Genomic DNA, 23,606 nt, shown 5'->3' with positions numbered 1-23,606 from the left:
TTTTAGTATTTTATTGTGTTAAATAGTTTCACCATGTGCATATTGAACAAAATCTACTTTTTCTTTTGATACAGATTGTAAGTTTGTAGTGTTACTGAAGCTGAAAGATAAAAAACCCGTGACTATAGCAAAGACTAATAGAGATTTTTTCATTATTTTAAAGCTCCTTTCTCTGAAGCCTTTTTATCAGCTTCATTTGTCATGTGTAGATACTTGCTCGCTTTTTCATACGATTTTAACTCGTAAAACTTATTGCCTAGAACAGCTGAATAATCTTTTACGTATTTCCATAACTCTTCTTTCTTAAAATAAGAAATCCCTGCCAAAATGATGTCTTCTAATTCATCTGTACTTATATTGTCATTTAATCCTTTTAGAATATTGAAATGATGAGTATACTCTTCATTTGAAATTTTTAATCCGTTTTCAATATGCAATCTGACAGCGTTTGTATCATTTAATTTGAAATACTCCTGCGCTAATAAGAACAATGTTTTTTGGTTATTTACAAGTGATCCATTTAGGTATTTAATTGCTAGTTCGGAAAGGTTTTGATCTGCATACAATAATCCTAAATTATGTTTCACCTTTGCTGATAGTTTATCCTCGTCGTGTTTATTGAAAGTATTTAAAGCCGCAAGGAAGTGTTCTTCCGCACTTTCATACTGACCGAGGGAAGTACAAGCAAGGCCTAGTGTGTTATTACAAGCAGCAACTTTGATTTCATACCCTGCATGCTTTGAAAATAATTCCTTTGCCTTTGTAGTATATTTGATTGCTGGTAGTGGCTGATAAATATGATAGTGGAAAGAACCAAACATATAATTAAATTCAGCTATTTCAAGTTCATCTGGGATTTCTTTTAATAATGTTTCAGCTTCTTCGTATTGTTCTTTAGCAGAAGTGTAATCTCCCATGTTAATTGAATAAATTGCTTTAAAAAAAGAATGATAGTATCTTAGGAAGGTATCTGCTTGATCAGGTAAACAATCTATCTTTTCTAAACTATCTTTATAGTTTTTAACGTCATGGGTAAGTAACTTATATCTGAAGTCTAGTAATGAATAATAGATAAGGATATTTTGATCTTCTTCAATTTGATGAATCTTACTATCAATTTCTTTCTTGTAATTCGTGGATTTTAGTACATTTTGTGAAATGATGGATTGATACCAATTGTTCAGTAAGTTTGTTATTTCCCCTTTGGAGACAGTTTGCACATTCATATTTAATCCCCTCATTCTATTAGTATATATTTCCATAACTTTACCATATTACCTTAATTTAAAGGGAGTGGTGTTGTTGAAAAATAAAAAACTGAATATTCTGTTTTATGTTAGCTTCTGGAGATTTTGATTACTTTGTTTTTATATGTATGCCTTTCGGCATAACTATTTATGTTTATTTACTTACTAGTATTCATTGATAATGAAATTTTTGTTAGGTAAATAAAGAACCCTCTGAAAAAGGGTTCTTTATTAATTCATAAGTTTTATGATTTTATAGCGATGGGGTAGTACGCTAATAATCCCTGTATATCAAAATGACTTCTTTTCACTCTGTACTCATTTAATTTTTCTAGCGAATTTCTGAAGTTTTCTATACTGTTATCAAACAACTCTAATACTGGCCAACTTTCACTCTCTTCCGAACCTAATTTTAAGAATTGCTGAATGTGTGATATATCAAATTTGTTGGCGAAAAGCCCAATTGGAAATAAATTAATTCCTGAATATCGATGTTTTAGAGAAAGTAATAATTCGAAAGTATCGTAATACTCGTCCAGTTCTTGTTCATCAAACGAAAGTTTACTTGTATTATAGATTTCAGACATGTAAGGATGCACAAACATTTTTTCAAATGGATGAATATAGTTTTCCTTTTCATATAAATCGTTAAAAGTTATGTGTATTGAGCCATATGATCCAGTGAATTCCAAGAAATTTTCTGGACGATTTATGTGTGTCCTAATTCTAATCTCTGTAAATAATTTATTTAATAGTTTGTAGTTTTTCTTCATGGTTGCAGCGATACCGGTACTATATAGCCCGATTATCGCTGGTAATTTAGAACAACAATGATAAAAATCTGATCCAGTTATATTTTTTGCTGTAGTTAGCCTTTGTAAAGTTTCACAAATAATTGATTCATGAGTTTCTTTTTTTGAATAATAGGTAAGTATTGTTAACAATACTGCTAGCGTACGTGCTTTTTCTTTAATGATTTCAATATGTTCTTTTTTATCTTCGGTAGTATGATTATCAGGAAGAGTAAATGATTTTATAAATTGGACTAGATTTTGCGTTTCTTCTGTAATCATTTCACGTAACTCTATTTCTAAATTATTTGTAATATACTTCTTTAATTTGTTTATCTTAACTTGAATATTTTCATGATTAGTTTTTTTTAGTTTAGAAATACTTTCTACGTTTTCAGCAAGTGTACTGAAGAAGCTGTCAGCTCCATTACTATCTATTATTTTAATTCCATCTCTAATTTTTATTAGTTCCTCTGCTGGATCACCTAATTTTTCAGTGAAAGCATGCCAATACCAAGAATACCGGCGACCTTTTACAGATTGTATAGTATTTCTTAACGCAGTATCCCATTCGGCAGACCAACCAGATGTAATGATTCCGTATTCGTCAAATACTCGCTGCAATAGATTTGATAGATCTTTATGATAAGTTTCTAACTCATGACCAACATTTTTAAATCTTACGTCTTTATAGTCACCATGAACTTTTATAATAGTGCAGTTCGCATGAACTAATGGCTTTATTCCTTCTATATTAGATACATCATGTAAAGTTTGAAAATCAATATTCATTTCTTCTAAAGCTTGTTCCATTAATCGATCAAAGTTTGTGGTTACTATTACTTTGATATACCCATCTTTAACTAACTTTGCAATTGATCTGTGTGCCCTTGTTGGTATTTTAATGTTCTCTTCATCGTCTTGTTTAGGTTCAAAGAATTCTGCTAATAATCCCAATCTAGTAGCAGGAGTGTAAGCTAATCTTTCAATTACTTTATCATATGTAGGTTCTTGTTTGTATTGCTCCTTATACCACTCTATTGGGTCGTTATGGTTAGCCTTTTCTATTTCCATTATTCTTCTACATAATTCTTTAACTATTTCCCAGCCTGTAGGAATGTTAGCGGAACGTGATATACCAGAACCTAATAATAAAGCGTATACGCCTTTATTTGCTTCCATAGAAAAAGATAGTGACATTAAGTGGTTGTCCATGTGTTTCTCCTTAGTCTTGTGTATTTTTAAATAATCGTACCATATTTTAACTGTATTTGGTTGAAAGTTACTTATAAGTAACTTATAATTTGAGTATATGTTGCTTATAAGTAACGAAAGGGGGCGTTATGATGTTATTTATGCTAAATGAAATTATGACACCAAGAGAGGCTTGTGATCGTTGGGGGATTACACAAGAAGCGCTGCGAATGAAATTGAAGCGAGGGAAAGATAACAAATTAATAGATGCATTGATTGAGGGTGGAAAAGTTAAATACTACAAGCCTGAAGGGAAACAACGTGGAGAATGGATTTTAACGGTAGAAGCTATGGATTTGCTCTTTCCTAAAAGGAAGGAAATAATTAAATGAATTGCCCTAAAAGTGTTAACAAAGTTATCTATTTCTGTTATTATAAAGATAACAAAGTTATCACTTTTGAAGGGGTTGTTATAAATGGAAAAATACATCGTAAACTATCATACTGGTGTAACAGAAGAAATTGAGGTAAGTGATTTAAGTGAAGCGAAAAAAGTTGCTGAAGAAGGTATAGCTTACACGCAAGAGAAAATCACAATTGAAACTTTAGATGGCGAAGTAATAACAACCTCATATTGGTATGGAATATCCCCACAAGAGGATGATAATGTACTTGAAACGGTTGGTGGCGGCTTTTATCAAGTGTGGAGCGATGAACTGGGGGAGTAATTCCCCTTCTCGTTGGTTTAAAAGAATTTGCTGAGATACTAGGTTGGGATAAAGCACGTTTAAGTACAAAGTTTTCTCGACAACGAGATGGGAAGAAAGTAAGACCATTATTACCTGAGCCAATCCAGATCCTTGCTTCTACACCTATTTGGACATTGAAACAGGCAAAAAAATATAAAGCTATAATTGATGGTAGGTCTGCTGAATAAGCAGACCTTTTTTATATAAATTCTACATAAAATTTAGTATCGATGATTCCGAATGCAACTTTACAGGGAAACGGATTTTTTCCTACTGAAGCAGCACGCATACAAGAAAGTACCCAATGTTCTAGTTCTAAAGGTAAGCGATATAATTGAATACTACCATCATTGTTTTTTACTGTTATAACAGGCGCAGTTACCCTGGTTGTAGCAAAATCATCCGTAGTTATTATTGCTACAGCATCATTAGTGTGAAAACCAGCACTTAGAACTTCATAAATCATTCCATCTTTTTCATTAATAATCATTGGTATATTTAAATACGGATAATTATTTATATCGTTATGAATAATTGCTCCTGCTGCGTTCTTCCTTACTTGAGCCTCTTGCATTGTTTACACTCCTTTATAATGGTTTAAACGTACTGACGTAAATATATTCTATTTTGCATCTATTATATTATAAAATTGCAGTTTCATCCTATTATAAAAAGCATCAGTACATATGACAGCGCTATTTGGTGGATCAATATCAACAACAGTCATATAGCTAGAGAGCAAATAACCATCTTCATAATATGTAATTAGTATTTCTTCTTCAGATAATAAGGAACATAACAACGTGTTTTCAATTAGTTCTTTTTCTTCATCTGTTAAGATTGGTCGAGTTACTTTGTTTTTCTCCTTGATAATTTCACGTATTCCAGCAAACTGTTCAGGAATTGCTGCAAATGGGGTGAATTTTACCATTCCTCTTCCTTTTGGCATATTAGCGTTATTCATGATTTGTGGCCTCCTATTAGTGTATTTCTGTGTCTAGTTGTAGCGCTATGCGTGTAGGAAATCCCTCGTAAAATACTGTTCTTCCCAAACTTTGTGCGTATTTCATCCATTACTTTTGTTAACTTCACTTCTTGTTCTCGTTTCGTAACATTATCAAAAAGAGAGATTTGTTCTTCCCCTTCTTGAATTAGGTTTGTTAAGGATATGTTTATGCTGCGAATGGGTTCGCCAGTATATTGTTGATGCAAAAAGTATGTACATATATGATAAATATCCATCGTTAAATTTGTTGGCCGGTTTAAAGTATGTGTTTTTCTAATACCGCCTGTATAACTTTTGCTATAACCGACAGAAAAATGAACAGTTTGAGCAAGTTTATTTTGTCTTCTAAGCCGATAACAAACCTCTTCAATATGCTCCAGCAGGATGATCGGAAATTCTTCAATTGTATAATCACGCATTAGAATTTGGCTTTTTCCAATAGAAGTTGTGGCAGGAACATATTTTTCTGAGATACGACTAAAGTCAATTCCGTGACTATGTAAGTGTAATTCTTCTCCAATCTTGCCGAAGCTCTGCTTTAAGTATTTAAGGGGATAGCGAGCTAGATCTCCAATAGAGTGTATTCCCTTTCGATTTAACTTTTCTTCAGTTTTATGTGATATGCCCCAAAACTTATTAAGGGGGCGTATGCTCCATAGCTTTGTAGGTACATCCTCGTACTTCCAACAAGTAATTCCATTTTTGTTCTTCTTCGCTTCAATATCTAAAGCAACCTTACTCAATAATGGGTTAGGAGCAATTCCAATCGTGCATTCAATTCTTGTATGGTCGTATATTTCACGTTTGAATTTCATGGCGAATTCGTACGGATCATTGGCGAATAAATGAATGCTATCGGTAATATCCATGAAAAATTCATCGATGCTGTATTGGTGAAAATCCTCAATAGGAACGTATTGTAAAGCTAGTTTTGTTATGTAGTTGGAGCATTTAATATAAGTTCCCATAATTGGATTTACAACTAGAATATCTTTACGTCGAGGAATCTCGTAAAGCCTTGCCATCTTTTTTACACCCAACGCTTTTAAAGGGGGTGTTGCAGCAAGAACGATTGAACCATTTCTATTTACATCGCCGACTACAGCCAACTTTGTATGCATGGGATCAAGTCCCATTTTGATGCAACTCACTGAAGCATAAAAGCTGCGTAAATCAACACATAAGATGATTCTATTCGGTAGGATTGAATAGTCATACATCGTGATTCCTCCTAAAGTAAAAGAACGTTTGTTCCTATTATACACGAACCTACGTTCTTTTATGAAGAGGTTTTACAAATATAATTCGAATATAAATATTTTGTTAAGCAGAATATTTAACAAAAAGTTTGAAACCCCAAAAACGAATCTTTACATTTAATTTTTTCTTTCTTCCCTGTGTTTTTTTCATAATCATAATATCCTCCCTTAGAATAGCTGAATCGCTTACAGACCATATTATAATCATTCATCTCCTGGATTCTAAGGGTAATTTTTTTTAAATATATAACTTTTTTGAGATAAATAATTTCACGGACTATTTAGTGGGATTCTCAATCTACCTATTCCGACAAAACTTAGCAAAGACCGTACGAGCTTCGTCGATGAATTTTAAGAGGTATTTACCCTTTAACATGGAATTCTCCTTATAGGAGGTGGCGTAGCGCTATGTCAGAAGCAGAGATAGTATATACCAGCAGTGAGGTCTATAGTCGTTTAGGGGTGAGTGGCAGCACACTTAGAAAGTATTCGGATGTCCTTGAACGTGAAGGGTATGATGTAAGAAAGAATAGTCGAGGTAGAAGGGAATATACAGAGTTTGACGTTGTACTTATTGAACAGTTAGTAGAATTGAGTAAGCAAGATGGTATGACTTTAGAAAAAGCTGCGAAAATGATTGCAAAGCAATTTGGAATCGCTAATAAGAAAGAGGAGTCCCAGGGATCAGATCCAGTTCCTTATCAAATGCAATATCAATTTCAACAACAATATAGCGCTATGATAGAAGAAATTAATAAGTTGCAGCAAGCAAATCTATTAGAAATGGAAAAGAGACTAGGTGATCGTATAGATCAAAAGAATAAATTAATTGAAGAGGACATTAAAGAAAGGAATAGATTAATAAAGGAAGATATGAAAGATCGGAAGGAACGAGAAGAAAGGATAGAAAAAAGGTTAGAGTTAAGGGACGATAATCTTATGAAGATGGTCAGAGAGATACAAGAAGCAAAACGTACTATTGTATCGGCACAGAAAGAAATAGCGGCAGCTAGTTTGAAAAAGAAGTCATGGTGGATGTTTTGGAAATGAGTACCTTTGGTAAGGAATGTGCAGAATTTGTAGGAAGAAATTATATAATACTCTCTTGTGGATCGTTTTTAATTTATCTTGAAAAGGGATTCTAATATAGGAGATTTACATTTGTATGTTGAACTATTAATCAAGAAGGGGGGCATTTTGGTGAAAGATAATGATGTTATCAATATTAAATATAAACAAATGGATAAAGATCCTGAAATAAAAGAAATAGTTAATGGAATAGAGCGTTTGATTTTAGGTGATAAGGCCGTTGGATTATTGGAACATTTGGGTCTAACCCCTGGAAAGGTTCAAAAATCTTTAGATGAGCAATGGGAAAGAGAGTTTGATGATTTGTTAGAAGAAAATAAAAATTATATTTTTGAAGAAACACGGAATCGTTCTATTAATATTTTTCAAATGTGGATGAAAGAAATGAAAGGCACTGAAATAAAATTCACGGAAGAAACTATTTTTGCAAAGTTAGAAGAATTCCGGCAAGAGGCAGAGTTGCAAGTTATAAAAGAATTGGTAGAAGCGAATTTGTAAACAATAATACGTATTTGTGTTATCAAATTACACATAACTTACCGCATCTAAAATTTAGATGTATAAAACGAAAGAAAATTGTGAATAATTATAATGCGGTTAAATGAAACTTTTTTATGCATAAATTTCGATTGGTTAAGCTACTGATCATAGTGTATTCAGTCGAGAAGGAACAGGAGATCGTCACGAATAATCAACACATACATAGCCTGGTGCGCCTATATACATCAAGTGTTTGAAAAAATGTCACAATAGGGATATTATTGTTTTTAAAATTGTTAACAATACATATGTGAAATTGCCTGGTTCAGTTGCCCTAAATTGATACTGGGCTATTCGTGTTTACGTTAATGCTCATTTATCTATTTTCTTTAGGGGAATTTTGTTTATGGTAACGAACAAATACTTACCTAGTGAATGAAATGTTACAAGACGAGGTTGTAGCATATCTTAAACGACAATATAGTTATTAGAAAATTTTAGAAGCATGTGATTTTAGGCTCATCATGCTTCCCTAAAAAGCTGTGACTAATTGGCAGATCAATAGACTAATTAATGTGTTCAAAAGATTCAGCAAGACTTATATAACTATCCCTTAGACTATCGGCCTCCTGTTGACGACATTCTGCAATTGAAGCACGTTCTATATTGCAACGTTCTAAACCAGGATCTCCCATAAGCTCATAGATTTTCTGTACTGGCATCATTGGGTTAATTCTTCTTGAATCTTCTGGTAGGTCTCTTGTCGTACTATAGGATCTACCATGACCAGGATAAAAACTATCTATTAATGTGGTTGTAATTTTAAAAACGAATTTAGAACTAAATTGCTCTTGAACAACTTGGAAATCTCTAGACCCACAATCTCCGAGAGTTTTTTCCGGTGCTATTGAATCATATAAAATATCTGCTTTTTCTCTTATCAACTTACCAATTTCTTCGCCCCGAGTTTTTAAATTCTCATCTTCATTAATTCCTGCCTTATTTTTTGCTTTTAAGACCAGCATGTATAAAATACCTGCATGGATAGTGCTGAGAATTCCCTCGATAGAATTATTATTCTCAAACCTTCGAAACAAGGTTCGAGATAAAGAGTGGAGATCATTTAATAATGCAGTATCAGTTTCATTAGATCTAGCATAGTCGAAAACTAAATCCTGAAGTGCTTCTAAATCTGCAGCGTTTTGCTCGAAAAATGCTTGGTCGATTTGTTTATTGATTCGGTCTGTAATTTCTTTAACTAATTGTACCAGTTTTCTTTTCTCGGCCATATCTTCTGCTATAGCTTTTATAATCGCAATTACAGCTTCTTCTGAATTGAAGTTTGCTGCTGTAAAACTAATTACTCTTTGATAAGTGGTTGTTGAGTTAGAACATGCCATATAATCACCTCTCAAGAAATATTCAACTAAGATAGTATTTTCAGTTTTCGACAAAAGCATTCTAAAGTTATGAAATTTTAACTACTATATTATCTCGAAAAATTTTAGAATAGAGTAAAACCTTATGGTTTTACTACCATTTAATAACCATTAAGCTAGTAAATGTATACAGCATCATTTACTTACTGCATCCTTTTTTATTTTTATAATTTCACATACCATATTAAAAATAAATTTTTAGTAATTGACACAATAATCTCTAAAGTGCTACGTTTTTAATGGTAAAGTAATAAGAGGTTTGTTATTTAGATCTAACATATATAATAAGAAAAGGTACTGGAATTCGTTAGAGAGAGGTAAACTCTATTCTCACACCCTTTAAAATTCTATATATAGATAAAATGATGATACGAACCGTATATGTAGTTATGTAGAGAGGAAGAAAGTATAAGATGTTTAAAAAGGTTACATCGGTTGTTGCTTCTGTTTTATGTGCTAGTTTTTTACTGACAGCTTGTAGTAGTGGAGAGAAAGAAACTAAAAATACAGCAAAGGCAACTGACAAGAAAGAGACAAAACAATCCATTAATTTACCGTATATAGCGGAGATCCCAACAATGGATGTAACAAAGGCAACTGATAGTGAATCAATGAATGTAATGCGTAATGTGTTTGAAGGTCTGTATATGCTAGGGAAAGACAATAAATTAATTCCTGGTGTGGCGAAATCTTATGAAGTAAGTGAAGATAAAAAAACGTACACATTCCACTTGAGAGAATCGAAATGGTCAAATGGTACGTCTGTTACAGCTGAAGATTTTGTTTTTGCCTGGAAAAGAGCTGTGAATCCTGATACAGCGGCAGAATACTCGTTTTTATTTTTTGATATAAAGAATGCAAAAAAAATAAACAGCAAAGAGTTACCTGTAGATCAGCTAGGGGTAAAAGCAATAAATGATAATACATTAGAAGTACAATTAGAACAACCCGTTCCTTACTTTATAAATTTGACAACGTTTCCAACGTTTTTACCAATAAACGAGAAGTATTTTAAATCAAAAGGGAATCAATATGGTCTAGAAGCAGACCAGTTAATTTATAATGGAGCATTTACTTTAGAAAATTGGAAGCATGAGCAGGGTTTTCAATTTAAGAAGAATAAAAGCTATTGGGATGAAAAAACAGTTAAATTAGACGAAATCAACTTTGATATTATAAAAGATAAGTCAACAGAAGTTAATTTATATGAATCAGGTCAAATAGATCGTGTAGGGCTTACAGGAGATTTTGTAGACAAATATAGAAATAGCCCTGACTTCAGAGAGCGTTCTGAAGTAACTATGCAGTTTTTGCGTATGAACCAAAAAAACGAAGTGTTAAAAAATAAGTATGCAAGATTGGCAATTAGTAAGTCGTTTGATAAAAAGGCCTTTACAGAAACTGTACTAAACAATGGTTCGCTTCCAGCGGAAGGGATTGTGTCGCTTAATTTCGCAAAAGGACCGGACGGGAAAGACTTCCGGAAAGAGAATGGGAACTTAGTGAAATATGATGTGGTTGCAGCGAAGGAAGATTGGAAAAAAGCCAAGCAAGAATTAGGGAAAGAAGAAGTAACATTAGAATTGCTAACAAGTGACAATGCATTAGCAAAGAGAAATGCAGAGTATTTAAAGGGTGAGCTTGAAAAGAATTTGGACGGATTAACTGTGAATGTTAAACCGCAGCCACGTAAACAACAAATTGAATTGTTATTAAGTAGTGATTATGACATAGGTGTAGATGTATGGGGGCCAGATATTCCTGATCCTATTACATTTTTAGATTTATTTACGACAGATAGTACATATAACTTTGATAAATATTCAAATAAACAATATGATGAACTCATTCATAAAGTGAAAATGGATTTTGCTGGTGATGAAAAGGCACGTTGGGAAGCGATGAAACAAGCAGAGAAAATCTTATTAGAAGATGGAGCTGTAGCGCCTTTCTATCAGCAAGGCAGATCGTATTTACAACGTTCTTCTGTAAAGGGTATTGTGACAAATGACTTTGGTGGAGAATTTAACTATAAGTGGGCTGAAGTTAAGAAATAATAGGGGAATATGAGACACTTCTAGTTTTTGTTAATTATTTGGTAGTATAATTTGATTTTTTAAAAGGGAGATAGTGATCTTGATAAGATTTATAATGATTGAACATAAAGTGGATGATTTTGAATTAGATAAATACACAAATGAATTAATGTGTAAAGTTCAACAAAGTTTAAATTCGAATGAGTTATCATTTCATTGTAATGAAGAATTTAAGCGTAGTTGTTCACTAAGTTTAGCTGATAAACAATACTTTATTGATTTTACTATGTTTATGACTCCACTTGGATACGATCAACTAAAAATCGATATTTCAACGAAAATTAAAGAAAATGCTGATAAAGAATTACATGCTTTGAAAATAAAGTTGAAAGATTTAATGATAGAAGATTGGAAGCAATGTGTTTGGCTTACAGACCATCAGTCAGAAGAATTTGCTGAAGATCTATATAAAAATGTTCATTCTGTTGAAAATGGTTTGAGACGTTTGATTAATACTGTTTTATCTCACCATTTAGGTGGTGATTGGTGGAGTTTCATGCCTAGTCACTTAGTTGAAAAGTATTCAAAAAGAATTAGTGGTTATCGAGAGAAAGCGCCAAGATTTAAAAATGTCCATGCAAATTTGTTATCCATTGATACTAACGATTTGACTAGTATATTAAAGTTTAAAACATATAGGATGAAAGGACAAACAATTTTTAATAAATCTGATTCTCTTTTTCCTGAATATCTTGTGATGACTCCAGCTCTTAAACAATTGGAATATATTATGAGTGATATTATAAATAATGATAAATCAATTGAAAATCATGGGGATGATTTGACTAAATTATTAGAAGGACAAATGGAAGTAAGTATAGATTTTTGGGAGGATTTCTTTGCCCCATTATTTCCTTGTTCATTAAGAGAATTTAGTGGTAAATGGGATAACTTTAGTAAGGATAGAAATCATGTAGCTCATAATAAGTTAATTGATGATAAGTTACATCAAAAATTCAAGAGAGGTATGGAGGGATTATTAAGGATAATAACTGAAGCAGAGGAGAAGTTTGAGGAAGATTTAAATAACAAAAACAGTGAATTTCTAGAATATAAAAAGATATATGAAATGGAACAATTTAAACAAGTCCAGCGCCAAAATAAGCAGTCTATTGCTGAACAGGCAGGAATAGAGATTATGAGTGAAGACCAAATCTATTTCTTATTTTTAGAGCATGTTTCTTATAGTTTTGAAAGAATTCGTGATGCAATTTACTATAGAACTGATATTGAAGTGACTTATGATGAACCTTGTGAAGATGTATATGAAAAGATATTCGAGATTAAAAATATTCTACTGAATACAAGTATACATGTGGAGTCGAAGGTTGAAATAGATGAAGAAGAGGGATGCACTAGTATAATGAAACTAGCAGTTTATTATAATGCTGACCTCAAGGGGGATTTTGAAATTAGTTATATAAACGGTGAAGCAGAATATAATGATGACCAAGGTAATTATATGCCTAAAATTAGTGAAGAGCTTGATATTTCATCTTTAGATAAGTTAGAGAGGCTTATCAACGAAATATTAGAAAAAGAAATGCCGGAGCCTCCGGATATTTTATAGACATACTGTTCCATATTTATTAATAGAACATATCCCCTAAAATAATAGAGTTCTACGGAAAAAATGGAGTCATTTTATGACTCCATTTTAGTTACAAGTTATATAGGATTATAGTATAATTGATTTGCGTATATTGCGTTAGAGATTTCCATATTCTTTAATTGCAATGAATGACAGATTGTAGGGGTAGGATCTTACAGTCTGTTTTTTTATGGTTTCCTATAAGTCGTCTTATGTAGTCAGATGCAATTTGCATTAAGCAGATTCTAAGATCCTGGTTTAAGTAATTGTATAGTTGTAGCTGTCTTCTAATGTAATCCTGGTCTTTTGGTGCGAAACTTTTAATCATATCAATAACGGTATCGTGTTCAAAAAAGAAATATTTATCGTTTGCTTCAATAACAAACACATCATTTTCTATAGGGTGATTTTTGAAAAATAAATCAAAGAAATAATTTGAATTTTGATTTTCTATTAATACGTTCATACTTTAATTCTCCTGTCATAGTCAATTTATTTATTGTTAGGTAGTAAAATTTCAATGATCTTTGGGACTATAGGGTTACTTATATGGTAATACACCTCTAAACCTTTTCTATCGCAACCTACTATTTTTCCTTTCATTTTAGAAAGATGCTGTGAAACTGTTGATTGTGGTATTTGTAATTTATTAACGAGTTCTGAAACATTCAATGTGTTATGTTTCATAAGAATAGTTATAATTTCAACACGGATTGGATGGGACAATGTTTTTAACATTTCAATATTCTCTTCAGTTATAGTAGTTTTAGTGTAGTTCATTTTGCATTTCTCCTTTTGTATGTGTACTTTGATTTATCCATAAACTTTTATAGATATTACATACTTCTAAAGCCCAATTTACATCTTTTTCGTGTTTTGTACCTTTAGCCATTATTCGTAGGGTCTCATTGATCCATTCTTGGCAATCTTGATAGTTTTGAGATGCCTGGGCATTAATAGTAGCTTCTATAATTTGTTTTCTCTTTGGTATTGTCATGCGTGTTCTCCTTTCTCAAGAGCTATAGCGCTATATAGTCATGGGATATATATAGATATGACTTTTACGAATAAACTCAATTTCCTCACCTCCTCCAACTGAATAAGCTTCAGATAATAACTTTTTGCATCTTATAATGGTCTTTAATTCTTCAGTAAGATTCATATAGATCCTCCAAGGGGTTAAATACATTAGAGTAGAAAAGTATAAGAAATTAAGCAGATAACCATGATAACTCCAACTATAGTAGTAAATAGTGCCAGGAAGCTAAGAACTATATAATATAGGAAGTAAGCACCGATTAAGAGCGCTATTAAAAGACCGATTATGAGTGATAATGTCCCGATTGTATGTAGAGAAATTACATTTAAAAATACTAAAACAATGACAACTAAACCTATAATACTAAGGGTTCGCATGGTTACCGCTCCTTCCTTATCATTTATACATTTATACATTTATACATTTATACATTTATACTTTTATAAAATTATAAATGAGTGTATGTTTATCTTTAATTTAAACTTTCAGTAGATGAGTAGTTTTATTACGACATGGATATAATGATTATTGAACAACTTGAGTAGTATATTCAGAGAGTGTATTTTTTAATTCCTTCTGAGTATGTATAGATGGTTTATACTTTTATAATATTATACTTTTATAAAAGTATAAACCAGTTTATTTAGAAAGGTATAAAAATTAATTTTATACCTATTCTTTGTTCTTCTTTAGTTCAAGTGCTTGTTTAACAGTGTTTTTTATGATCTTTTGTTTTGCTAAAGGTAATGATTCAACTTTCTCCTCAACTAGCATGTTTATCACTTCATAAATTTTCATATCCTCAATTGTACCGAGAGTTGCTATTGCAGTATGTGTTTCTATAGAAAGTCTTACAGATTTTGGTAGATCTTTTGTAGTAAGTTTTCTCTTAGGTTTTTCGAAGAGTTTTCCTTTTTCGGGGAAACTACGTTCTTGCTCTTCTTTTTGTTCAGGCGTAAAATTTTCAGATCCCTCTGTTTTCTTCTCTCTTTTTTCCGCTTCTTTTTTCTCTTGCATCTGTCTTCGCATACCAATTTGGTTTGTATTAATATTGTTATCCATTTACTTATTTCATTCCTTCCAAGATTCCGATTCTTTCTTCGAGCTCGCTTGCGATTTCTTGATATACATTATGAACGTTTTTATCATGTATATCCTTCATGTTATAGGTGATTCCTGTTCTATCGAACCTTTTTAAGCGGGCCATCTGTTTAATGATAGTATTAAATATATTTGGTTTACCGAAAATCTCTTCTGCTTCCTGAAGGATGTCCTTATCAATCTCATTCCCGTTTTGCATTAATACAGGTAATGCCCCGACTATTTCTAATGGAAGTTCATAATCATCTGCTAGTGAAAAAACATGTTCAATGTATTTTTGAGCGCCTTTTAGAGACCTTTCTTGCGTTTGTAATATTACCATAACATAATCACTTGCAACTAGTGCGCTATCTGCAAATTTATTTAATTGTGGTGGAACGTCAATTAAAATATAATCATAGTTTTCTTTAATTACACTTAGCTGCTTCGCGAAATATGTATCCTGTGAATAATCATCATCGAAATTTCTGAAAAGGAACTTTTCGTATGTTTGCAAGTCTTCATATGAAGGTAGTAAGTCCAAGTTTGGTAATGCATTAATTAAAGCACTTTCTAAATTTTCATCTATAAGAGCCATTGCTAGAGTTTTCTTAAATTCAGGTTCGATTGAATGTATTTTCTTCATTGTATTAAATAGTAGATCGGTAGCATTTGCTTGTGGATCTAAGTCTACTAATAAAGTTTTTTTGCCTTGGTTTGCAAGTGTATAAGCTAGCATTACTGCATTAGTAGTTTTTCCAACTCCACCCTTAAAATTCCCAGTTGTAACAACTGTACATTTTTCTTTCTTCATTTTCCGTCACCTCGTAAAAAAAAGTTTTTTATACTTTTATACTTTTATACTTTCATTTTACAGCATACATACAAGGAAGTAAAGTATAAAAGTATACTTTTATACTTTTATAAAAAAATGAGTTTTTTTCAGAAGATACAATAGACTCATAGATCGATATTTATGAAACGTTATAACAACAACGTTTTCATGGTATTCTTTAATAAATATAGTGCTTTTATACTATTATAAAAGTATAAAAATATAAAATAATATACATTATAACTTTTAAAAAAGACAATTTTATAATATTATAAAAGTATAAAAATATAAAAGTGAATCTTCATTTTTAAAAAGTGTAGAATGTTGCAATATAGATAGTTATTTACAAACAAAAAAACTTGTTGTAACGTTATAGACAACAAGTTTTCTCAACGCAATTCGATTTAGTTTGATAATATACATAAAAAATTCGGAAGAATTTGTAGGATATATAAGACACATAAACACAAAAACAAATAAAAAAAGAACGGCTGTCTATGAGACTGGAAATCTCAAGGACAGAGGAAGTAGATCTGCTGGAAACATTTCTACTTCTTGGTGAATACAATTTGCTGGAAACATCTTGTATTCCATTTACGTAACTGCACACTCAGTTAGTAAACTTCCCAAACCGTTCTAATTAACTATGCTATTGAGATATGAAATATCTCCTATTAGTATAGTTAATTAGTGTAGATTTGTAAAGATAGAAACCCCTATTTAAGTGCATCTATAAGCGTATTTAATCATGGTTTTTTCTACCTTTTTCTACAATTCGGGAAGTCTATTTATTTAGGTGAGCAGTGATATAACTGCTCACCTTTTTTTATTGTCTTAAATCTAGTAGAAAGGAGATCCAACGTGAATACAGTACAGAAAGCTATTAATCTTATACTTCATAAAGGTTTACGAAAATATAAATCTAAAAACTCAAAAGCTGCTCTAGTATCAATTACAAAACAAGAGAAGTTTGAAGACAAAATGCTGAATGGTAAGAAGAATAAAAAAGGATCTATTTTTATCACTCGTAAAAAAGCTGATTTAAGCGCACCTTTTGGTACAAGAGGAGTAGTGTTAACATCTGAGGAAGCTACACTGGATCATGTTGGACAAGCTTCTCACTGGACTCCTAATGTATATAATTTTGGTACATATAGTGAAAATGGTCTTCGTACTATTGTTGGCCACACTGAAAAAAACCTACAACAAATCAATTGTTTTGTGATTGACATCGATTCAAAGTCATTCCCAATGACAGCAATCAATGATGTTGCGTTAAATGCTGGTTTTGGTGTGCCGACCATGATCCTTCAAACTACAAAGGGTTACCAAGTATATTATGTGTTAGATAAAGCTGTATATGTAACAAATAAAAAGAACTATATTGCTATTAAATCAGCAAAAAGAATCTCTCAAAACTTGAGAGAAATGTTTGCTGAAAGCCTACCACAAGTAGATTTAACATGTAATCACTTTGGCTTCTTCAGAATGCCTTCAGAAGAGAATATTATTATGTTCTTTGAGGAAAATGTATATTCTTTCAAGGAGCTGCAGGATTGGAGTAAGAGACAAGATGATAACAAAGGCAAAGAACTTTTCGCAATTCCAGGTGAAAATAACGTAATTGAAACTCCATTTTCTAAAAACAAACCTGTAGAGCAGCCAAAACAGGTAGAAGAAGCGTGGTTTAAGCAAGTTATAAATTGTACGAACATAGCGCCACAACAAACAAAAGCAGGGCGTAATAATGCAATTTTCACTCTTTCATTAGCATGTTACCAAAGTAAAATAACAATTAAAGAAACACTAGATATGATGGATCAGTTTAATAGTAACCTGGAACAACCTTTAGATCATGTTGAGGTTAGAGGGATTGTCATGTCTGCATATTCAGGAAAGTACCAGGCTGCTCATAAGGATTACATTGATCGTCTACTTCAAACATATGCGACACCTGGACAAGTTAATTCGTTTAGATCACCAGCTGCATTTTGGAGAAAACATAAAAAGCAACGTGAAGATCGAGTACGTTCTCATTGGCATGAGTGGGAAGCGGATATTATTGCTTTCCTGTCAATGAATTCAAAAAACAAACCTGTGCTATACTTTACACAAAAAGAACTATGTGAAGCGATCAATATTCCTAGAAGCACCCTAAACACTGTCCTAAAAAAGAGTAATAAAATATATAAGACTGTTGAAGGAAAAGGGAAAACTGCAAAAACAGGTTTTTCAACAATCGGCATGTTGATTTCGTTTGCTTTACGTGAAAAAGGACAAAAAAGAGAGAGTTATTTAAGCTATTTAAACGAGCTGTTTCCCCAAATGGGTAATATCTTACTACAAGCAAAAAACAATAGCGCTATGGCAGAAGAAACGACATCATACAGCCTAATTGAAGGACTACCAGCTGGTTAATTTTTAATTGTCCACTGTGCCAATACATAATTATATCTACGATACATCTTTCGGGCAGATAGCTATAGCGTTATACGTTTAATAATTAAGTATTTACTTCTTGGTAGGGGGCTATTTTAAGTTCTTAAGGGTTATGTACTCTTTATGGTATGTGAAATTATATAGACTGTTTTAGAAATCTATTCTATTGGTGGTGTGCTACATGGGTAAAAATTATTCTGTAGATCGTGATAAAAAGGGACGTTATAGACATTCTTATGTATTTATGAGGGGGACTAATGTAGAGATTAAGTTACTTGGTCATGAAAGTTTGTTAAAAGGAAAAGTTTCAACTATTGAGGAATATTATTGTGTTTTAGATGTGGAGGGGGACGATGATCCTTATCAGGTAACTGTTAACTTTGCAGAAATAAAATATATAAGGCATCAAGAGTTTGTGTCGGTTGAAGAAAGATCCCCGAATTATACAGTTGAAGATAAGAAAACATCATTCGTGTTTGATATAGGGGAAAAGATAGCTTGTGCGTTTAAAGATGGTAAAGGTATGAAAGGATTTGTATTGTCTGAGGGAGCTTATTATCTGTATATCAAAACAGATAAGGGTAAATTCTACACTATCATGAAGAGTGCTTTATCATATATTTTACATGACGAACATACTGCATTATTAGAGACAAATGATTTTTATACAGAGGAAATGAAAGCAGCTGGTTATAGTAAGCCAACGGAGTATGTTTTTTCTGTAGGGGATCAAATTACGGTGTTTTTTGCTAATGGTAAAAGTGTGGCCGGTGTAGTTCTTGATGAAAGTAAGTATTGGGTATTACTACAGTCTGAGAAGCTTCAAATTACTGTTTTAAAAGGCAGTTATTCTTATTTCAAGCATCAAATTTATGAGAATAAACCGTTCTTATACCAGGCTAATAAGCGGTTAAAAAAGGAATTGAAGAAGTAGGGTCTTAATTCTTTTTTTCTTGAAATGTAACACTTTATGAGTATAAGAATATTCTCCACCTTTTAAAGTAATGTAAAATTAGTAAATTATGTGGATAGTACATGCTGTGACCTTCATTTTTGGGGTCACGCATCTATTAATTAACATATATATGCATAATTGCATAATAAAACAATGGGAAAAATAGTATAATATGGTGATGTATTTTATAAATTTTTTTGATAATCTAATAGTTACATAGCGATATACAAACATACAGAATTTACGCTATTGGTATTTTGGGGGAAGTTTTAACGTTACATGTCGTATTAATCGATGATAGGAACGAAAAGTCTCTGTTCCAGAAGGGGCGCAATAGTTATGGATTATAAAGCCAAAAAAGAAGATGAAGAATCAAAAAAATTATTTAACAGTTTTTTAAGTACTCTTATTAACGATATAGATTTTCAAAAGAGAAATCAGGAAGACATTGCTAAAGAAATTGGCATTACTCCTGGAACATTTTCGAAGAATTTATCAGGAAAAAATCAATTTGGATTTTGGAAGTTAATTAAGTTACTGGACATATTATACGAGAATGACATTAACAAAAAGCGTAAGATGTTATGTGCTTTTTGTTCAGTTACAACAAGTAAAAAGAATCTTAGAATTGCTATGGAGTATGCAAATGCTACTGGTGATCTACTGCTGTTGAAATTTATTGTAGATCAGGAAAAGAATTCAGCTCTTGCGATGAATCGAGAATGGGCATATGTGTATGAATTGGTATGGCAGCGCAGCAGCGGTGTCATTGCAAAACAAGAATTGTTAGATAAACTTGAAGATCGTAAAGGCAGTAAGGTTATTAAAACAAAGGAAATGAAGATTATGTATGGCATATTAACTTGCTATACTATGTGTGATTTAGAAACTTACACCTCGTTATTTGAATATGCTGACGTTTTACTACCAAAAGTTGAAGATATATCCGATAGTTTTATCAAAACAGCTTATTTAGGCAGAATAAAAGAGTGTTTGTCATTTGCTTACTTGGTTCAGGACAAACTTGATAATCTTAGATATACATGTCATGAGATTTTAGAACTAGAAGATCCTAATAGTTGTTTTAATCTTTTAAGAGCATCAGCACTCGTATATTTAGCGGAGTCGTTTACTTTTGAGTGCTATGATAGTGCATCTAAATATATAAAAGAGTCCCTGGAACAATTAGAGCCATATTACTTTGAACGTGAGAAACAAAGGCGACAAGAGATTCTTAATACATATGCATTTATTAAGCTAGTTAATAAAAAAGATTTGGATAAAATCAAAATATATCACCCTGCTGAGGAATCTTTCTTAGAGATCATTAAGGGGAATTACAAAAATGCAGTTACTATTCTTAATGATTTAGAAAAGAAAAATGGGTTTTTAACTCCAATGCAATATTGCTATTTGGGGATAGCGAAAAATGATATTACTTTAATTGAAAAGGCAATTGAGCTGTTTGAATGCGCTGGTAATAGGTTCTATTGCAAATTCCCTAAAAAAATGGTGGTAGAATTTAATAAAAATGGTATAATATATGAGGGTGGTGCTATATGAAGAAATTGTTATTTGTATTAACAAGTATAGTTCTTGCGGCAGGAATTATTTATACTGCTGCTGGTAGTAAAGAGCAACCAAACAATATAGTGAAAAAAGAATCAGAACAATTATTAGTTAGAATGGGAGATCCCGGTGGTGGAATCGGGTAACCTTTAAATAATTTGAATGCGATTGTCTCAATAGAGGCAATCGCATTCGTTGTTTTTAGGGATATTTCCTAAATATCGAATTCGAAATCCGTGAAATCATTGTGAATTATTCACAAACTATAATTGTTACCTGAATCTTAATTAATAAACTATATTTGGATAAAACAATTTACTATCGTCAAAATGTGAATTTAGTGTTAAAATGAGAACAAGTGTTCTGAAATTACGTTTAATTTTTTTGTATTTTTAAAATTACAAAAAAAAAATCCAAGTTATCTGATGTATTGATAACATAGGATTTTCCGAAGATTTATGATATGTAATTTGGTTAGATGTTACAATTTTTAAGAAAATATGGATTGACGATATTGTTCAATAGTTGTAATCTTGTTTGTGATAGATTGTTTGTAAGAACATCTAACAAGCGAACTACTAACAATTACATAGTACATGGGCAGAAAGCAATAAGAGTTGGCGCTCTTATTACTTTCGACCTTCTTAAAACAAACAAGGTGTTTTAGAAAGGCCGCCCACTTTGATGAAGCATAACTAGATGCAACATCAATAATATTATACTGTTTCGTGTGTTTATACAAGGGTATACTTGCGCGATTTTACTGGCAAATATTATTGATTTTATTCAGTTATTCTTCAAGAAGTGGTTCTTCGGATATGAGGAAAAAGGCGTAAACTAAAGTACATTAGTTTACGCCTTTTTTGTTTTTTTATCCGTAGACTGCATTGAAAATTTTATAATGCTCGCCTTGAAATTTGTTTTAAGAGTTATGTGATTCTTGGTTGAGTTGAAAAACTTGTTGTTAGATGTACAGCTGATCCTGAGAAAATCGGCTGTTAAATATAAAAATTAAAGATTGGAGAAGATGTTCATGCGTGCAAAAGAATTTAGCAAAAAAACACATAGTTTAAAAGTTGTACAAGAAATGGATACTGGTGCTTTAGTAAGAAAGGCACATTCAATTAGTACTTTTCAAGGACAAGAATATATCGTTTTAGATAATGGCAATCTGTATGATCCAATGCAAAAACGTGAAGTTCCGTTAGCAAGAATATTTAGGTACATCAAATGTGTAAGAAACAGCTATGGCGTTATAATCGCGAAGAAATCTAATACGAATGCTAAATTGATGGAAGTTAAATTTATCAAGAAATCAAAGCAAGTTAGCTAATAATACAATATTTGATCATTTAATTGTGCATGAAATTTAAATGCACCAGGGATCATCTAAAGTTTTGGAATCGACAAGAGTTGGTATTATGGGGATTTAATCCTATCAAATAATTATCTTCTCATTGTTATTTTAAGGTGATCCCGATTGTCCTTTGAAAATTACATATAGATGCTGGGGGAGTGCCATGACCACTGTTTGCCACTCCATTTCGTGAATAGGGAGAAGAAATACACGAATAAACCCTTAGGGTCATAAGTACCGCTTGTAATATAGCAACTAGTGGTGGTCTATCTTGTAGGGCATTAAGCTCTACAAATTACTTAAAGGTTTGCTGTACATTAGATCATAGTTAGATCATAGCGCCATGACGGATTATTCCTGAGCGATTGACTGTACAATCATACCTTTAGCGAGTGGACGAAACGAGACTAATCGTCACTTTTGTTAAATGAAGAATCTCCTTCTTGCATTTGCAAATGTATAAATATAGACCTTTAATTTTTAATCATTTTAGGATTGAAAAGAGTTTTATGTAGAATTAAGCTGATCAAATATTAAATTGTATAAGAGGTAGCTTGTGAAAAAAATTATACGAGCTGCATTTAAAGGGAGTAAGAAAAATGGGAAAGGAACACCGTGAAAGGTATGTAAAAAAAATTGCAGGTGTTATAACAGCAAAAAGGAAATATCCTACGGGATATTTAGTTGTAGGAGAATATGATTTAAGTTTAGAGTTTCAAAAAGAAATGGTAGATATGTTAGATCACGAAGAAGTAGTGACCTGCCATTTAAATTTTAATAAATATGATAGTGAAACTGATTGTATTGTAGCCTTGAAGAGAGCGAAGAAGCAATTAGGCGAAAGCAGAGGATCAGGAAAGATGTTGGTTTTAGTTATTACAGCATTTGATCGTCTTACTAAAAAGTATATGGATGCAGTAAAACAATTAATTGGCTGTAAGGATATTGGTATTAATCTATTGATTAGCGCAAATATACCATTGGTTCATATAGTTGGGTTAACTGAGTACATGATTACTTTCGATTCAGCAGCTAAAGTCTTATCGGAATTTTATCGCTATAATACACAACAGGTCATTTGTTCACTATATAACGAAACTTTAGCTCGAAATAGTAGTAGAGTTTGGAGGTGAGTGAGCTGAATGTTAACGCAAAAGCAAGGAAAATCCTGAAGAGTAAAAGTATTAGCGTTGGCTTATTTGACTTAGATGAACGTTATAGCTTAGGTAAAAAAGTTAATATTTTTTGTAATAGTATAAATGCAATTTATACATTTACAGTGATTAATATAACATTGGTTCGAAAAACACATTGGGTTGTACATTTAAAGTGAGATCCATTGTGCTATAGCGCCATGAAAATAAAGGGTCCCACATGTTGATATGATGATA

General features: G+C 32.0%; 25 protein-coding genes. 13 read left to right on the top strand and 12 right to left on the bottom strand.

Annotation, left to right across the window (positions count from 1 at the left end; genetic code table 11):
* Window positions 1-152 precede the first annotated feature (152 nt).
* Complete coding sequence (locus CN409_RS21170; protein ID WP_098217878.1) at window positions 153-1,226, bottom strand: Rap family tetratricopeptide repeat protein; 1,074 nt, start codon at window positions 1,224-1,226, stop codon at window positions 153-155.
* A 266-nt stretch (window positions 1,227-1,492) separates the two neighbouring features.
* On the bottom strand, window positions 1,493-3,253 hold the full coding sequence (locus CN409_RS21165) for an SIR2 family protein (RefSeq protein ID WP_098217877.1): 1,761 nt from the start codon (window positions 3,251-3,253) through the stop codon (window positions 1,493-1,495).
* A 131-nt stretch (window positions 3,254-3,384) separates the two neighbouring features.
* Here CN409_RS21165 and CN409_RS21160 point away from each other — a divergent pair, with 131 nt between their 5' ends.
* Together CN409_RS21160 and CN409_RS21155 are read left to right on the top strand one after the other, a co-directional pair.
* Entirely contained in the window at window positions 3,385-3,624 is a 240-nt protein-coding gene (locus tag CN409_RS21160) for a helix-turn-helix domain-containing protein (protein WP_000898271.1), read from the top strand.
* 84 nt (window positions 3,625-3,708) lie between these two features.
* Window positions 3,709-3,960 carry a hypothetical protein gene (locus CN409_RS21155; RefSeq protein ID WP_086401563.1) on the top strand — a complete coding sequence of 84 codons (252 nt, stop codon included), beginning with the start codon at window positions 3,709-3,711 and terminating at the stop codon, window positions 3,958-3,960.
* A gap of 220 nt (window positions 3,961-4,180) precedes the next feature.
* Here CN409_RS21155 and CN409_RS21145 read toward each other — a convergent pair whose 3' ends face one another.
* Genes CN409_RS21145 through CN409_RS21135 form a run of 3 tightly spaced genes read right to left on the bottom strand, consistent with a single transcriptional unit; the run spans window position 4,181 to window position 6,207 of the window.
* Window positions 4,181-4,555, bottom strand: a complete 375-nt coding sequence (locus CN409_RS21145) for a hypothetical protein (protein WP_098217875.1) — start codon at window positions 4,553-4,555, stop codon at window positions 4,181-4,183.
* Window positions 4,556-4,603: 48 nt separating this feature from the next.
* On the bottom strand, window positions 4,604-4,945 hold the full coding sequence (locus CN409_RS21140) for a YolD-like family protein (RefSeq protein WP_098217873.1): 342 nt from the start codon (window positions 4,943-4,945) through the stop codon (window positions 4,604-4,606).
* Complete coding sequence (locus CN409_RS21135) at window positions 4,942-6,207, bottom strand: Y-family DNA polymerase (protein WP_098217872.1); 1,266 nt, start codon at window positions 6,205-6,207, stop codon at window positions 4,942-4,944. Before CN409_RS21135 ends, CN409_RS21140 begins: the two co-directional genes overlap by 4 nt.
* Before the next feature lie 447 nt (window positions 6,208-6,654).
* Between CN409_RS21135 and CN409_RS21130 the strand changes: the two genes are divergently transcribed.
* Window positions 6,655-7,296 carry a DUF3967 domain-containing protein gene (locus tag CN409_RS21130; RefSeq protein ID WP_141527724.1) on the top strand — a complete coding sequence of 214 codons (642 nt, stop codon included), beginning with the start codon at window positions 6,655-6,657 and terminating at the stop codon, window positions 7,294-7,296.
* Between the two features lie 150 nt (window positions 7,297-7,446).
* Window positions 7,447-7,833, top strand: a complete 387-nt coding sequence (locus CN409_RS21125; RefSeq protein ID WP_098217868.1) for a hypothetical protein — start codon at window positions 7,447-7,449, stop codon at window positions 7,831-7,833.
* 548 nt (window positions 7,834-8,381) lie between these two features.
* Here CN409_RS21125 and CN409_RS21120 read toward each other — a convergent pair.
* Window positions 8,382-9,215 (bottom strand): hypothetical protein, encoded by an 834-nt coding sequence (locus CN409_RS21120; RefSeq protein WP_098217866.1) that lies wholly within the window; start codon window positions 9,213-9,215, stop codon window positions 8,382-8,384.
* Between the two features lie 452 nt (window positions 9,216-9,667).
* On the opposite strand from CN409_RS21120, the gene CN409_RS21115 reads away from it, so the two are divergent.
* Complete coding sequence (locus tag CN409_RS21115) at window positions 9,668-11,311, top strand: peptide ABC transporter substrate-binding protein (RefSeq protein ID WP_098217865.1); 1,644 nt, start codon at window positions 9,668-9,670, stop codon at window positions 11,309-11,311.
* 79 nt (window positions 11,312-11,390) lie between these two features.
* Window positions 11,391-12,920 carry a hypothetical protein gene (locus tag CN409_RS21110; protein WP_098217863.1) on the top strand — a complete coding sequence of 510 codons (1,530 nt, stop codon included), beginning with the start codon at window positions 11,391-11,393 and terminating at the stop codon, window positions 12,918-12,920.
* Between the two features lie 157 nt (window positions 12,921-13,077).
* Here the strand turns inward: CN409_RS21110 and CN409_RS21105 are convergent, their stop codons facing one another.
* The 6 genes from CN409_RS21105 to CN409_RS21075 all read right to left on the bottom strand — a co-directional run bounded on the left by CN409_RS21105 (window position 13,078) and on the right by CN409_RS21075 (window position 15,874).
* Window positions 13,078-13,407: a hypothetical protein gene (locus CN409_RS21105; protein ID WP_098217862.1), complete on the bottom strand. Its 330-nt coding sequence runs from the start codon at window positions 13,405-13,407 to the stop codon at window positions 13,078-13,080.
* Between the two features lie 26 nt (window positions 13,408-13,433).
* On the bottom strand, window positions 13,434-13,721 hold the full coding sequence (locus tag CN409_RS21100; protein ID WP_098217860.1) for an ArsR/SmtB family transcription factor: 288 nt from the start codon (window positions 13,719-13,721) through the stop codon (window positions 13,434-13,436).
* On the bottom strand, window positions 13,708-13,938 hold the full coding sequence (locus CN409_RS21095) for a hypothetical protein (RefSeq protein WP_098217858.1): 231 nt from the start codon (window positions 13,936-13,938) through the stop codon (window positions 13,708-13,710). Before CN409_RS21095 ends, CN409_RS21100 begins: the two co-directional genes overlap by 14 nt.
* 191 nt (window positions 13,939-14,129) lie before the next feature.
* The gene (locus CN409_RS21085; protein ID WP_098217857.1) at window positions 14,130-14,357 is read right to left on the bottom strand and encodes a hypothetical protein; all 228 of its coding nucleotides are present in this window, start codon (window positions 14,355-14,357) and stop codon (window positions 14,130-14,132) included.
* 295 nt (window positions 14,358-14,652) lie between these two features.
* Window positions 14,653-15,042: a CBS domain-containing protein gene (locus tag CN409_RS21080; RefSeq protein WP_098217855.1), complete on the bottom strand. Its 390-nt coding sequence runs from the start codon at window positions 15,040-15,042 to the stop codon at window positions 14,653-14,655.
* Window positions 15,043-15,046: 4 nt separating this feature from the next.
* Window positions 15,047-15,874: a ParA family protein gene (locus CN409_RS21075; RefSeq protein ID WP_098217853.1), complete on the bottom strand. Its 828-nt coding sequence runs from the start codon at window positions 15,872-15,874 to the stop codon at window positions 15,047-15,049.
* Window positions 15,875-16,756: 882 nt separating this feature from the next.
* On the opposite strand from CN409_RS21075, the gene repS reads away from it, so the two are divergent.
* The 7 genes from repS to CN409_RS32405 all read left to right on the top strand — a co-directional run bounded on the left by repS (window position 16,757) and on the right by CN409_RS32405 (window position 23,548).
* Window positions 16,757-18,313 carry a replication initiation protein RepS gene (repS, locus tag CN409_RS21070; protein ID WP_098217851.1) on the top strand — a complete coding sequence of 519 codons (1,557 nt, stop codon included), beginning with the start codon at window positions 16,757-16,759 and terminating at the stop codon, window positions 18,311-18,313.
* A gap of 202 nt (window positions 18,314-18,515) precedes the next feature.
* Window positions 18,516-19,268 (top strand): hypothetical protein, encoded by a 753-nt coding sequence (locus tag CN409_RS21065; RefSeq protein ID WP_141527723.1) that lies wholly within the window; start codon window positions 18,516-18,518, stop codon window positions 19,266-19,268.
* A gap of 360 nt (window positions 19,269-19,628) precedes the next feature.
* Window positions 19,629-20,852, top strand: a complete 1,224-nt coding sequence (locus CN409_RS21060) for an AimR family lysis-lysogeny pheromone receptor (RefSeq protein WP_141527722.1) — start codon at window positions 19,629-19,631, stop codon at window positions 20,850-20,852.
* Entirely contained in the window at window positions 20,849-21,004 is a 156-nt protein-coding gene (locus CN409_RS31960; protein WP_016083823.1) for a hypothetical protein, read from the top strand. The genes CN409_RS21060 and CN409_RS31960 overlap by 4 nt, the downstream gene beginning before the upstream one ends.
* 887 nt (window positions 21,005-21,891) lie before the next feature.
* Window positions 21,892-22,191, top strand: coding sequence for a hypothetical protein (locus CN409_RS21055; protein WP_016083824.1), 300 nt, complete (start codon window positions 21,892-21,894; stop codon window positions 22,189-22,191).
* A gap of 623 nt (window positions 22,192-22,814) precedes the next feature.
* Window positions 22,815-23,348 carry a hypothetical protein gene (locus tag CN409_RS21050; protein ID WP_098217845.1) on the top strand — a complete coding sequence of 178 codons (534 nt, stop codon included), beginning with the start codon at window positions 22,815-22,817 and terminating at the stop codon, window positions 23,346-23,348.
* Window positions 23,345-23,548, top strand: a complete 204-nt coding sequence (locus CN409_RS32405; RefSeq protein ID WP_140161642.1) for a hypothetical protein — start codon at window positions 23,345-23,347, stop codon at window positions 23,546-23,548. The genes CN409_RS21050 and CN409_RS32405 overlap by 4 nt, the downstream gene beginning before the upstream one ends.
* Window positions 23,549-23,606: the final 58 nt, after the last annotated feature.

The organism is Bacillus sp. AFS012607, from assembly GCF_002558005.1.
Classification (GTDB): Bacteria; Bacillota; Bacilli; order Bacillales; family Bacillaceae_G; genus Bacillus_A; species Bacillus_A thuringiensis_S.
This window is presented reverse-complemented; position numbering and strand designations above follow the sequence as displayed.

What these genes read in the sequence shown, in the direction of transcription:
- CN409_RS21050 (WP_098217845.1), top strand. Translation starts at nt 22,815, where the DNA reads ATGGGAAAGGAACACCGTGAAAGGTATGTAAAAAAAATTGCAGGTGTT.
- CN409_RS21170 (WP_098217878.1), bottom strand. Translation starts at nt 1,226, where the DNA reads ATGAATGTGCAAACTGTCTCCAAAGGGGAAATAACAAACTTACTGAAC.
- CN409_RS21140 (WP_098217873.1), bottom strand. Translation starts at nt 4,945, where the DNA reads ATGAATAACGCTAATATGCCAAAAGGAAGAGGAATGGTAAAATTCACC.
- CN409_RS21120 (WP_098217866.1), bottom strand. Translation starts at nt 9,215, where the DNA reads ATGGCATGTTCTAACTCAACAACCACTTATCAAAGAGTAATTAGTTTT.
- CN409_RS21055 (WP_016083824.1), top strand. Translation starts at nt 21,892, where the DNA reads ATGCGTGCAAAAGAATTTAGCAAAAAAACACATAGTTTAAAAGTTGTA.
- CN409_RS21095 (WP_098217858.1), bottom strand. Translation starts at nt 13,938, where the DNA reads ATGACAATACCAAAGAGAAAACAAATTATAGAAGCTACTATTAATGCC.
- CN409_RS31960 (WP_016083823.1), top strand. Translation starts at nt 20,849, where the DNA reads ATGAAGAAATTGTTATTTGTATTAACAAGTATAGTTCTTGCGGCAGGA.
- CN409_RS21165 (WP_098217877.1), bottom strand. Translation starts at nt 3,253, where the DNA reads ATGGACAACCACTTAATGTCACTATCTTTTTCTATGGAAGCAAATAAA.
- CN409_RS21080 (WP_098217855.1), bottom strand. Translation starts at nt 15,042, where the DNA reads ATGGATAACAATATTAATACAAACCAAATTGGTATGCGAAGACAGATG.
- CN409_RS21100 (WP_098217860.1), bottom strand. Translation starts at nt 13,721, where the DNA reads ATGAACTACACTAAAACTACTATAACTGAAGAGAATATTGAAATGTTA.
- CN409_RS21135 (WP_098217872.1), bottom strand. Translation starts at nt 6,207, where the DNA reads ATGTATGACTATTCAATCCTACCGAATAGAATCATCTTATGTGTTGAT.
- CN409_RS21160 (WP_000898271.1), top strand. Translation starts at nt 3,385, where the DNA reads ATGTTATTTATGCTAAATGAAATTATGACACCAAGAGAGGCTTGTGAT.
- CN409_RS21085 (WP_098217857.1), bottom strand. Translation starts at nt 14,357, where the DNA reads ATGCGAACCCTTAGTATTATAGGTTTAGTTGTCATTGTTTTAGTATTT.
- CN409_RS21115 (WP_098217865.1), top strand. Translation starts at nt 9,668, where the DNA reads ATGTTTAAAAAGGTTACATCGGTTGTTGCTTCTGTTTTATGTGCTAGT.
- CN409_RS21075 (WP_098217853.1), bottom strand. Translation starts at nt 15,874, where the DNA reads ATGAAGAAAGAAAAATGTACAGTTGTTACAACTGGGAATTTTAAGGGT.
- CN409_RS21155 (WP_086401563.1), top strand. Translation starts at nt 3,709, where the DNA reads ATGGAAAAATACATCGTAAACTATCATACTGGTGTAACAGAAGAAATT.
- CN409_RS21105 (WP_098217862.1), bottom strand. Translation starts at nt 13,407, where the DNA reads ATGAACGTATTAATAGAAAATCAAAATTCAAATTATTTCTTTGATTTA.
- CN409_RS21065 (WP_141527723.1), top strand. Translation starts at nt 18,516, where the DNA reads ATGGGTAAAAATTATTCTGTAGATCGTGATAAAAAGGGACGTTATAGA.
- CN409_RS21130 (WP_141527724.1), top strand. Translation starts at nt 6,655, where the DNA reads ATGTCAGAAGCAGAGATAGTATATACCAGCAGTGAGGTCTATAGTCGT.
- CN409_RS21060 (WP_141527722.1), top strand. Translation starts at nt 19,629, where the DNA reads ATGGATTATAAAGCCAAAAAAGAAGATGAAGAATCAAAAAAATTATTT.
- CN409_RS21145 (WP_098217875.1), bottom strand. Translation starts at nt 4,555, where the DNA reads ATGCAAGAGGCTCAAGTAAGGAAGAACGCAGCAGGAGCAATTATTCAT.